10 protein-coding genes are annotated in these 10,996 nt (G+C 58.3%); 6 read left to right on the forward strand and 4 right to left on the reverse strand.

Annotated elements, in window-relative coordinates; translation table 11 throughout:
- The coding region (locus ACIP66_RS23180) for a M10 family metallopeptidase (protein WP_400651180.1) at positions 1-1,444 on the reverse strand (1,444 nt) is incomplete at its 3' end.
- Between the two features lie 205 nt (positions 1,445-1,649).
- On the opposite strand from ACIP66_RS23180, the gene ACIP66_RS23185 reads away from it, so the two are divergent.
- Together ACIP66_RS23185 and ACIP66_RS23190 are read left to right on the forward strand one after the other, a co-directional pair.
- Positions 1,650-2,294, forward strand: a complete 645-nt coding sequence (locus tag ACIP66_RS23185) for an MBL fold metallo-hydrolase (protein ID WP_400651183.1) — start codon at positions 1,650-1,652, stop codon at positions 2,292-2,294.
- A 112-nt stretch (positions 2,295-2,406) separates the two neighbouring features.
- Entirely contained in the window at positions 2,407-3,144 is a 738-nt protein-coding gene (locus ACIP66_RS23190; RefSeq protein ID WP_212545532.1) for an OmpA family protein, read from the forward strand.
- Between the two features lie 237 nt (positions 3,145-3,381).
- Here the strand turns inward: ACIP66_RS23190 and ACIP66_RS23195 are convergent, their stop codons facing one another.
- Entirely contained in the window at positions 3,382-3,819 is a 438-nt protein-coding gene (locus ACIP66_RS23195; protein ID WP_053123671.1) for a YhcB family protein, read from the reverse strand.
- A gap of 144 nt (positions 3,820-3,963) precedes the next feature.
- Between ACIP66_RS23195 and ACIP66_RS23200 the strand changes: the two genes are divergently transcribed.
- From ACIP66_RS23200 to zapE, 3 genes are all read left to right on the forward strand, one after another.
- Positions 3,964-4,593, forward strand: coding sequence for an alpha/beta hydrolase (locus tag ACIP66_RS23200; RefSeq protein ID WP_400651192.1), 630 nt, complete (start codon positions 3,964-3,966; stop codon positions 4,591-4,593).
- Between the two features lie 24 nt (positions 4,594-4,617).
- The gene (locus ACIP66_RS23205; RefSeq protein ID WP_053123670.1) at positions 4,618-5,973 is read left to right on the forward strand and encodes a tryptophan--tRNA ligase; all 1,356 of its coding nucleotides are present in this window, start codon (positions 4,618-4,620) and stop codon (positions 5,971-5,973) included.
- A gap of 90 nt (positions 5,974-6,063) precedes the next feature.
- Complete coding sequence (zapE, locus tag ACIP66_RS23210) at positions 6,064-7,158, forward strand: cell division protein ZapE (RefSeq protein ID WP_053123668.1); 1,095 nt, start codon at positions 6,064-6,066, stop codon at positions 7,156-7,158.
- A gap of 260 nt (positions 7,159-7,418) precedes the next feature.
- Here zapE and ACIP66_RS23215 read toward each other — a convergent pair whose 3' ends face one another.
- Complete coding sequence (locus ACIP66_RS23215) at positions 7,419-8,315, reverse strand: GlxA family transcriptional regulator (protein ID WP_172680158.1); 897 nt, start codon at positions 8,313-8,315, stop codon at positions 7,419-7,421.
- Between the two features lie 250 nt (positions 8,316-8,565).
- Here ACIP66_RS23215 and ACIP66_RS23220 point away from each other — a divergent pair, with 250 nt between their 5' ends.
- Positions 8,566-9,702, forward strand: coding sequence for an acyl-CoA dehydrogenase family protein (locus ACIP66_RS23220; RefSeq protein WP_400651188.1), 1,137 nt, complete (start codon positions 8,566-8,568; stop codon positions 9,700-9,702).
- Positions 9,703-9,804: 102 nt separating this feature from the next.
- On the opposite strand, the gene ACIP66_RS23225 is transcribed toward ACIP66_RS23220, so the two are convergent.
- Entirely contained in the window at positions 9,805-10,845 is a 1,041-nt protein-coding gene (locus ACIP66_RS23225) for an NADP(H)-dependent aldo-keto reductase (RefSeq protein ID WP_008080271.1), read from the reverse strand.
- Positions 10,846-10,996: the final 151 nt, after the last annotated feature.

A 10,996-nucleotide genomic window follows, 5' to 3' on the forward strand; every position in this document is an offset into this window, starting at 1 on the left:
GGGTGTTGGCCAGCGCGTTGCCGGTCATCCGGTTGTCTCGCTCATTACCGGAGGCGTTGATGGCATTGCCAATCAGGATCACATTTTCGACGTTGGCGCCGAGGGTGTAATCGATGGAGGAGAACACGCGATCAAGTGCGGTCAAAGCGGCATCGGTTTCAATGACGACATCGCCGACGTTGTCGACGTAATAGGTGTCGACGCCGTCGCCACCGATCATGATGTCGGCGCCTGCGCCGCCATCGAGTGTGTTGCCCAAGGCATTGCCGGTCATGCGGTTGTCCCGCTCATTACCGGTGGCATTGATAGCATTGCCAATCAGGATCACATTTTCGACGTTGGCGCCTAGGGTGTAATCGATGGAGGAGAACACGCGATCAAGTGCGGTCAGAGAGGCGTCGGTTTCGATGACGACATCGCCGACGTTGTCGACGTAATAGGTGTCGACGCCGTCGCCACCGATCATTGTGTCAGCGCCGAGACCTCCATCAAGCGTATTGTCCAACGCATTCCCGGTCAGGAGGTCATTGAATGCGGAACCGACTGCATTCTCGATCTTGGCCCCATAAGCAATTGCCAGCCCCTCGCGTGTCGTCGTCATCGTGTTGTAATCGATAAACTCTTTGCCGATCTGGCTAAAGGCCCCCTCATTCAAATTGATGCTGACAGAACCCAGTTGATTACTGCCATCAATCGTATCGTTACCGCCGGCGTCCCAGAGGGTTTCGAAAATCGACTGGTTGGCGTCCCACTTGTACACGGTGTTTTCGGTTCGCCAAAAGTTGTTGGTACCGTAGAGACTCTGGATAGCCAGAACGTCAAGCAGCATAGGCGTGGTGGGCTGGTAGGAGTAGTTGCTGTTGTAACTCATGACGGTGAAGTGCACATCGTCCAGCGACGGATCCAGTAGAAGTTTGTTGCTCGCACTGACATCGAAAGGATGCTTGAGACCCAGCGCATGTCCGATTTCATGCACAAAGGTCATGTAATCGTAAGAGCCCTTGCTCGGATTTGCCTCGTTGGTCTCCGGGCCGACCCAGACATCACCACCAGACGGATTCTGTGCCGGGAAGTAAGCCCACGCAGCCGTCTGATTATCCATCAACCGGTAGCCACCGAATCGCAAGTCACCGACATTATTAATGTCATCAGTTGTCAGCGTGAAGTTGAGATCGGCGACAGCACTCCAGGTGGCCAGCGCGTTCGTCACAGCACTCTTTTGCCCCGAGGTCAGTTCATAAAGCGCGTTGTACTCGTTGTCCGGGCTGTAGTTGGTGACGAAATAGGAAGTATCCGGCGCCATGAAGCTGTAGCTGAGATTCGTCGGGCCCAGAGGAGTCCAATTTGAACCCAGCCAATACGTGCCTGAGATAAGGCTGTCGACGTATTGGTTGCCGGTCAGCATTGAGGGGAAAGTAAATGAGTACGTTGACGGTGTAGGCATGGAATTTTCCTGAGTGCGCTGCGGCCCTTCCCGAATGCAACCGCTACAAAAGTGCGATATTGCATCAAAATTGATATGGATGGCATCACTTGGCCATCATTTTCTGATTGGTGGCGTCAAATTACTGCACCAGTGAATAAATCGGCGAGTGACGTAGAATCCTGAATTGAAATGCGCCCGTTCGATTATCGACTCAGGATCTCTCATGACCGCTCCAGCTCCCGCGCTCATCCGCGAAACCTTCCCCGTCGGCCCGCTCCAGTGCAACTGCACAATCATCGGCGACCCGATCACGAAAAAAGCCATCGTCGTCGACCCGGGCGGCAATCCCGATCTGATCATGGCGCGCCTCGATGCGCATGGGCTGAAAGTGGTCAGCATCATCCACACCCACGCGCACCTCGATCACTTCCTCGCTTCGGGGCAGATGAAAGAGAAAACCGGCGCGACTCTGCATTTGCATAAAGAAGATCAGTTCCTCTGGGACAACCTTGAGATGCAATGCCAGATGTTCGGCGTGCCGTATACGCCGGTGCCATCACCGGATCGCTGGTTGAGCGACGACGAAGAACTCGCTTGCGGCTGCGGCGTGGCGCTGCATACGCCGGGTCATACACCCGGATCCATGAGCTTTTGGTTTTCCGAGGCTAAGCTGTTGATTGCCGGCGACACGCTGTTTCGTCGTGGCGTAGGGCGCACGGATTTGTGGGGCGGCGATCAGGCGACCATCGTGCGGTCGATTAAGCAGCGGCTATACACGCTGGACGAGGACGCGACTGTTGTGACCGGGCATGGCCCGGACACGCGTCTGGGGGATGAGATGCGCGAAAACCCGTTTGTGCGGGCCTAAATATTTTGTCACGGGTCTGCTGTGGAATTTTTGTGCATTGTCATGATCCAACGCCCGCACGGGCGATTGCCAATGGCCGTTGCACCATAGAATGCAAAAGTAGGAGCTCTTCATGTTCACCACGCGTCGTTTGATTATTGTCGCTACTGCCGTGGCCTTGCTGTCCGGCTGCGCCTCGCCTAACCCGTATGACAATCAGGGCCAGGCCGACAGTGGCTCCCAAGGAATGAGCAAAACCGCCAAATACGGTGGCCTCGGTGCACTCGCCGGCGCACTGGCCGGTGCCGCCATCGGTCACGACAACCGTGGCAAAGGCGCGCTGATCGGCGCGGCCGTGGTCGGTGCTTCGGCGGCCGGTTACGGGTACTACGCTGACCAGCAAGAGAAGAAGCTGCGCGCGAGCATGGCCAACACTGGTGTTGAAGTGCAGCGTCAGGGCGATCAGATCAAACTGATCATGCCGGGCAACATCACGTTCGCCACCGATTCGGCGAACATCGCTTCCAGCTTCTATCAGCCACTGAACAACCTCGCGAGTTCGCTGAAGGAATTCAGCCAGAACCAGATCGAGATCGTCGGCTACACCGACAGCACCGGCAGCCGCCAGCACAACATGGATCTGTCGCAGCGTCGTGCGCAGAGCGTGGCGACTTACCTGACCTCGCAAGGTGTCAGCGGTGCCAACCTGTCGGCGCGCGGTGCCGGCCCGGATAATCCGATTGCCAGCAACGGTGACGTCAATGGCCGTGCGCAGAACCGTCGGGTTGAAGTCAACCTGAAGGCGATTCCGGGTCAGCAGTACGGTGCGCCGCAGCAACAGCAGCCGGGCACGGTTCAGCAGTATCCGTAAGCGATTGTCTGAATGAAGAAATGCCCGATCCGGTGATCGGGCATTTTTTTGTCTGCGCCCTGTAGGAGCTGCGGCACGCTGCGATCTTTTGATTTTGAAAAATGAACATCAAAAGATCGCAGCCTCGTTGCACTCGACAGCTCCTACAGGTTTTATGGTCGCTGCCACTTCCCCAGACACAAAAAAGCCCCCGAACACATCACTGTCCGGGGGCTTTTGGTTTGCAGCGAAGACTGCTTACTTCTTCAAACCATAGTGCTCATCAAGCATGCCCGGCGCGTTCGGGGTTTTTGGTGCGTAGTCACGCGGCGGTTCTTGATTGTTGTGCGGTGGCGTCAGGCGCTCGCGCGGTGCCTGCGCTGCGTCGGCGTGCAGGGCGGCCATCAAGCGCTGGCGGGTCTGCTCGTCCAGGGCCAGACGGTTGGCGCCCTCGGCGAGATGATCCTGCACTTCCTGATAGCTCTGGGTCAGTTTCTTGACCAGCATCGCGGTGCTGTTGAAGTGGGTGACCACCTCGTTTTGATAACTGTCGAAGCGCTCCTGGATATCATCCAGTTGACGCTGCGTACGGCTCGGCGCGGCGTTCGGCGCAACGCGCGCGATCAGGAATCCAATGGCGACACCCACAACCAGGGCAAGAGTCGGTAACAACCAAACTAAGAGCGAGTGTTCCACGCGACCTTCATCTATACAAGGAATAGCTTTAAGTAAACGGCTCGAACCTGCGCTGTATACCGCGATTCACTCGCAATAGATTGGCACAGACAATTTGCTAGACGAGTCGACCCGATTCGAGGTCACGGAGTTCCTTCCTTGCTGATGCGTGAAACCCCTGTAGTGATTGCCGGCCCAGTCGGCCAAATCGAAGCCTTGTACCTCGATAACGAGCAGCCGCGCGGCATCGCGCTGATCTGCCACCCGAACCCGGTGCAGGGCGGCACCATGCTCAACAAAGTCGTCTCGACCCTGCAGCGCACCGCGCGCGACGCAGGCCTGATTACCTTGCGCTTCAACTATCGCGGCGTCGGCGCCAGCGAAGGTTCGCACGACATGGGCACCGGTGAAGTCGATGATGCCCAAGCGGCTGCGGCATGGCTGCGCGAAAAACATCCGAACCTGCCGCTGACCCTGTTCGGTTTCTCCTTCGGCGGATTTGTTGCAGCAAGTCTCGGCGGTCGTCTTGAAGCCCAAGGCGTGCAGCTCAAGCACCTGTTCATGGTCGCCCCGGCGGTCATGCGTCTGGGCGAGCAGGATCAACTGCCGCAGCAGGGCGAACTCACCGTGATCCAGCCGGAAACCGACGAAGTCATCGAGCCTCAGCTGGTTTACGACTGGTCGGAACAACTCCAGCGCCCCCATGAGCTGTTGAAAGTGGCAGAATGCGGACACTTTTTTCATGGCAAGCTGACCGATCTCAAGGATCTGATCCTGCCGCGTCTCTCGAATTGATTGCAGTCTGACAAGCGATTACCCATGACGAACCGTACCCGTATCCTCACCGGCATCACCACCACCGGCACGCCGCACCTGGGCAACTACGCCGGCGCCATCCGCCCGGCGATCCTTGCCAGCCGTGACAGCAATGCCGATTCGTTCTACTTCCTGGCCGACTACCACGCCCTGATCAAATGCGATGACCCGCTGCGCATCCAGCGCTCGCGTCTGGAAATCGCTGCGACCTGGCTGGCCGGTGGCCTCGATGTCGACCGCGTGACCTTCTACCGCCAGTCCGACATCCCGGAAATCCCTGAGCTGACCTGGCTGCTGACCTGCGTCGCCGCCAAGGGCCTGCTCAACCGCGCGCACGCCTACAAGGCCTCGGTGGACAAGAACGTCGAAACCGGTGAAGACCCGGACGCCGGCATCACCATGGGCCTCTACAGCTACCCGGTGCTGATGGCCGCAGACATCCTGATGTTCAACGCGCACAAAGTGCCGGTCGGTCGTGACCAGATCCAGCACGTTGAGATGGCCCGCGACATCGGCCAGCGTTTCAACCACTTGTTCGGTCAGGGCAAAGAATTCTTCACCATGCCCGAAGCGCTGATCGAAGAAAGCGTGGCGACATTGCCGGGCCTCGACGGTCGCAAGATGTCGAAGAGCTACGACAACACCATCCCGTTGTTCTCCAGCGCCAAAGAGATGAAAGACGCGATCTCGCGGATCGTCACTGACTCGAAGGCGCCAGGCGAAGCGAAAGATCCGGACAACTCGCATTTGTTCACCCTGTTCCAGGCCTTCGCCACGCCAGCACAGGCTGACGAATTCCGCAGCGAACTGTTGGGCGGTCTGGGTTGGGGCGAGGCGAAGAGCCGTTTGTTCCAGTTGCTCGACAACGATCTCGGCGAAGCGCGCGACAAGTATCACCAGTTGATCGAACGTCCGGCGGATCTGGAAGACATCCTGCAGATCGGTGCGAAAAAGGCCCGTGCTGTGGCGACACCGTTCCTCAACGAATTGCGCGAAGCCGTTGGCCTGCGTTCTTTCGTCAATCAGGTTCAGGTTGCCGCAACCACGAAGAAGAAGGCCGCGAAAGCCGCGCGTTTCGTCAGCTTCCGTGAAGACGACGGCAGCTTCCGTTTCCGTCTGCTGGCGGCCGATGGCGAGCAATTGCTGCTGTCGCGTAACTTCGCCGACGGCAAAGCCGCAGGGCAGGTGACCAAGCAACTGCAATCGGGTCAGGCGCTGGACGTACGCAGCGAAGACCTGAGCTTCAGCGTCTGGCTCGAAGGCGAGTGCGTGGGCGACAGCCCGGCGTTCGCCGATGCTGCGGCTCGCGATGCGGCCATCGAGGCACTGCGCGTCGCGCTGACCCCGGTTCAAGACTAATCGGCGGCACGGCCCGACCAAGGGCCGATTGCCATTCCCCCGGGCCATCGCTACAGTGACGGCCCGTTTTTGTTGCCTTGCTAACGAATTATGACGCCCCTAGAACGATACCAAGCTGATCTGAAACGCCCGGACTTCTTCCATGATGCCGCGCAGGAAACTGCTGTGCGTCATTTGCAGCGTCTGTACGACGATCTGATCGCGGCTGATCAGAACAAGCCAGGCCTGCTGAGCAAACTGTTTGGCAAAAAGGATCAGACGCCGGTCAAGGGCCTGTATTTCTGGGGCGGCGTAGGTCGCGGCAAAACTTATCTGGTCGACACCTTCTTCGAAGCGCTGCCGTTCAAGGAAAAGACCCGCACCCACTTCCACCGCTTCATGAAGCGCGTGCACGAAGAGATGAAAACCCTCGGCGGCGAGAAAAATCCGCTGACCATCATCGCCAAGCGTTTCTCCGACGAGTCGCGAGTGATCTGCTTCGATGAATTCTTCGTTTCCGACATCACCGACGCGATGATCCTCGGCACGTTGATGGAAGAACTCTTCAAAAATGGCGTGACTCTGGTCGCGACGTCGAACATCGTCCCGGACGGTCTGTACAAGGACGGCCTGCAACGCGCGCGCTTCCTGCCAGCCATCGCGCTGATCAAGCAGAACACCGAGATCGTCAACGTCGACAGCGGCGTCGACTACCGTCTGCGTCACCTCGAACAAGCGGAGCTGTTCCACTTCCCGCTCGACGAGGCGTCCCACGAAAGCCTGCGCAAGAGCTTCCGCGCGCTGACGCCGGAATGCACAGCAGCGGTCGAGAACGACGTGTTGATGATCGAAAACCGCGAGATCCGCGCATTGCGTACTTGCGACGACGTGGCCTGGTTCGATTTCCGCGAACTGTGCGACGGCCCGCGTAGCCAGAACGACTACATCGAACTGGGCAAGATCTTCCACGCCGTGTTGCTCAGCGGTGTCGAGCAGATGAGCGTCACCACCGACGACATCGCTCGCCGCTTCATCAACATGGTCGACGAGTTCTACGACCGTAACGTCAAGCTGATCATTTCCGCTGAAGTCGAGCTGAAGGATCTGTACACCGGCGGCCGCTTGAATTTCGAATTCCAGCGCACGCTGAGCCGTCTGCTGGAAATGCAATCGCACGAATTCCTGTCGCGGGCGCACAAGCCTTAAGCGGATTTCGGCAAATAAAAAGGGCCTGCAATTGCAGGCCCTTTTTTATGCGCTGAAGATCAAAAGATCGCAGGCTTCGCCAGCTCCTACAGGTGTACGCCATTCTGTAGGAGCTGCCGCAGGCTGCGATCTTGATCGTTCCCACGCTCCGCGTGGGAATGCATACCGTGACGCTCTGCGTCACATTCCGGGGCGGACGCAGAGCGTCCATTGGCAGCATTCCCACGCAGAGCGTGGGAACGATCATCGGGGGGGGAGGGTTAGGCAGCTTGCTGAAACTGCTGCCGATACTGGTTCGGCGACAGCTCGGTGTGCTGGCGGAACAACCGCGCAAAGAAGCTCGCGTCGTCGTAACCGACCTCATAACTGATGGTCTTGATGCTCTTGCGGCTGCCCGACAACAAGCCCTTCGCCGTCTCGATGCGCAGCCGCTGCAGGTAATGCAGCGGCTTGTCGCCAGTCGCAGTCTGGAAGCGGCGCATGAAATTGCGAATGCTCATGCCATGCTCGCGCGCCACATCTTCGAAGCGGAATTTGTCGGCGAAGTGCTCTTCAAGCCAATGCTGAATCTGCAGGATGATCACGTCCTGATGCAGCTTCTGCCCGCCAAAACCAATGCGCCCCGGCGAATAATTGCGCTGCACTTCGTAAAGAATATCGCGGGCCACAGCCTGTGCGACGTTGGCTCCACAGAAGCGCTCGATCAAGTAGATGTAAAGGTCGCAGGCCGACGTGGTGCCGCCAGCGCAATACAGGTTGTCGGCGTCGGTCAGGTGCTTGTCCTGATTCAGGTGCACCTTGGGGAAGCGTTCGGTGAAGGCGTTGAAGAAACGCCAGTACGTGGTCGCCTCCTTGCCATTCAGCAGCCCGGCTTCGGCCAGCCAGAACACCCCGGTGGCTTCGCCGCAGAGCACAGCGCCGCGAGCATGTTGCTCACGCAGCCACGGCATGATTTGCGGGTAACGGGTGCACAGGGTTTCGAAGTCGTCCCAGAACGCCGGGAGGATGATGATATCGGTGTTTTCCAGACCACCGTCGACGGGGATCACCACATCGCTGAAGCTTGTTACCGGTTTGCCGTCGGGGCTGACGATGCGCGTTTCAAACGCGGGTGTCAGGCCGTGGCCCAGTTGTTTGCCGTAGCGCAGGCTCGCCACATGGAAAAAATCCTTGGCTTGCATGAGGGTGAAGGCGAAAACCCGGTCGATAGCCAGGATGCTGACGCGCCGCAAGGGCGTGGAGACTTGCTTGGACATAATTCAACTTTTGTTTTGTTTTTATAAGGGAAAGTGGTCACCAGACGGCTGGATCGTCTTATTTTTTGTCGGATGTGTCCAGTGTCCTGTGTCGGAGGGGAGGCTTAGTCTCTGAGGGTCATCTCCCTCCAACAAGAAAGAAAGGTGCCGCATGATCCCCAGAACCTTGTTCAGCTCCGAGCACGAATTATTCCGCGACAGCGTACGAACCTTCCTCGAAAAAGAGGCCGTGCCGTTCCATGCGCAGTGGGAGAAACAAGGCCACATCGACCGCAAGCTGTGGAACAAGGCCGGGGAGGCGGGGATGCTCTGCTCGCACCTGCCGGAAGAATACGGCGGGCTGGGGGCGGACTTTCTCTACAGCGCTGTGGTGATCGAGGAGGTCGGCCGGCTGGGCCTGACCGGCATCGGTTTCTCGCTGCATTCGGACATCGTCGCGCCGTACATCCTGCATTACGGCAGTGAAGCGCTGAAACACAAATACCTGCCGAAACTGGTCTCCGGCGAGATGGTCACCGCCATCGCGATGACCGAACCTGGCGCGGGCTCCGACCTGCAAGGCGTGAAAACCACCGCTGTGCTCGACGGCGATGAATACGTGATCAATGGCTCGAAAACCTTCATCACCAACGGCTTCCTCGCGGATCTGGTGATCGTCGTTGCCAAGACCGATCCCAAGGCCGGCGCCAAGGGCACCAGCCTGTTTCTGGTCGAAGCGAATACGCCGGGCTTCGAGAAGGGCAAACGCCTCGAGAAAGTAGGGATGAAGGCGCAGGACACGTCGGAATTGTTCTTCCAGGACGTACGCGTGCCGAAAGAAAAGCTGCTGGGACAGGCCGGGGCAGGGTTTGCTTATCTGATGCAGGAGTTGCCTCAGGAACGCCTGACGGTGGCGATTGGCGGTCTGGCCTCAGCCGAAGCAGCGTTGCAATGGACGCTGGATTACACCCGTGATCGCAAGGCGTTCGGCAAGGCGATTGCTGATTTCCAGAACACTCGCTTCAAACTGGCAGAGATGGCCACTGAAATTCAGATCGGCCGAGTGTTTGTCGACAAATGTCTGGAACTGCATCTGCAAGGCAAGCTGGATGTGCCGACGGCGGCGATGGCCAAATACTGGGGCACCGACCTGCAATGCAAGGTGCTCGACGAGTGCGTACAACTGCATGGCGGCTACGGCTTTATGTGGGAATACCCGGTGGCCCGGGCGTGGGCGGATGCGCGCGTGCAGCGGATCTATGCCGGCACCAATGAAATCATGAAAGAGATCATTGCGCGGTCGCTCTAGGTTTGTGCTGATGCGGCGAACGCCTTCGCGGGCAAGCCTTGCTCCTACGGATTTTGATTCTCTGTAGGAGCAAGGCTTGCCCGCGAAGCTTTTAATGCTCAATCAGGGTGCCGGATTCGGATGATCCTTGTGAATCGCCTCAATCCCTTCCAGCACTTCATCGGAAAGCTTCAGATCAAAACTGGCGATGTTGCTGTCCAGTTGTTCAAGCGTCGTCGCACCAATGATGTTGCTGGTGACGAACGGTTGCTGGGTCACGAACGCCAACGCCATCTGCGCCGGATCCAGACCGTGCTCACGGGCGAGGGCGACGTAACGGCTGCACGCTGCTTCCGATTGCGCATTGAAATAGCGGCTGAAGCGGCTATAGAGGCTCAGACGGCCTTTCGGCGGACGTGCGCCACCTTCGTACTTGCCCGACAGGAAACCAAACGCCAGCGGCGAATAGGCGAGCAGGCCGCACTGTTCGCGAATGGCGATTTCCGCCAGACCCACTTCAAAGCTGCGGTTGAGCAGGTTGTACGGGTTCTGGATCGACACCGCACGCGGCCAGCCACGGGCTTCGGCCAGTGCGAGAAAACGCATGGTGCCCCACGGCGTTTCGTTGGACAGACCGATGTGGCGAATCTTGCCGGCCTTCACTTGCTCGTCGAGCGCTTCGAGGGTGTCTTCCAGCGGCGTCAGATTGGCTTCGATCTTGTGCTTGTAGCCCAGCTGTCCGAAAAAGTTGGTGCTGCGCTCCGGCCAGTGCAGTTGGTACAGATCGATGTAATCGGTCTGCAGGCGCTCGAGGCTGGCATCCACCGCAGCGGTGATGTGCTGGCGGTTGTGGCGCAGGTTTTTATCGCGGATGTAGTCGATGGTGTTGCCCGGGCCGGCGATCTTGCTGGCGAGGATCCAGTCGGCACGATCGCCGCGACTTTTGAAATAATTGCCGATGTAACGCTCGGTGGTGGCGTAGGTTTCGGCTTTCGGTGGCACCGGGTACATCTCGGCGGTGTCGATGAAATTGATCCCGGCTTCCTTGGCGCGTTCGATCTGGGCGAAGGCTTCAGCTTCAGTGTTTTGCTCGCCCCAGGTCATGGTGCCGAGGCAGATTGCGCTCACGTTCAGGTCGGTACGGCCTAGCTGGCGATAGTCCATCGGGTACTCCTTGGGCAAAACAATCATAAAAGCAGGTTGAATTATTTTTCGCAATCTGCATAATTGCCGACCTCTTTCTGCAGTGGAAGTGATGCGCCGCCGCCGAAGAATCTTGCCGTTGAACGGACGCGCCGACCCGAGCCCCCGACAG

It is taken from the genome of Pseudomonas sp. NPDC088429, assembly GCF_044753305.1.
Lineage (GTDB): Bacteria > Pseudomonadota > Gammaproteobacteria > Pseudomonadales > Pseudomonadaceae > Aquipseudomonas > Aquipseudomonas rustica.

Excerpts from the sequence above, each read along its gene's own strand:
- ACIP66_RS23185 (WP_400651183.1), top strand. The coding sequence starts at position 1,650 with ATGACCGCTCCAGCTCCCGCGCTCATCCGCGAAACCTTCCCCGTCGGC.
- ACIP66_RS23190 (WP_212545532.1), top strand. The coding sequence starts at position 2,407 with ATGTTCACCACGCGTCGTTTGATTATTGTCGCTACTGCCGTGGCCTTG.
- ACIP66_RS23200 (WP_400651192.1), top strand. The coding sequence starts at position 3,964 with ATGCGTGAAACCCCTGTAGTGATTGCCGGCCCAGTCGGCCAAATCGAA.
- ACIP66_RS23205 (WP_053123670.1), top strand. The coding sequence starts at position 4,618 with ATGACGAACCGTACCCGTATCCTCACCGGCATCACCACCACCGGCACG.
- zapE (WP_053123668.1), top strand. The coding sequence starts at position 6,064 with ATGACGCCCCTAGAACGATACCAAGCTGATCTGAAACGCCCGGACTTC.
- ACIP66_RS23220 (WP_400651188.1), top strand. The coding sequence starts at position 8,566 with ATGATCCCCAGAACCTTGTTCAGCTCCGAGCACGAATTATTCCGCGAC.
- ACIP66_RS23225 (WP_008080271.1), bottom strand. The coding sequence starts at position 10,845 with ATGGACTATCGCCAGCTAGGCCGTACCGACCTGAACGTGAGCGCAATC.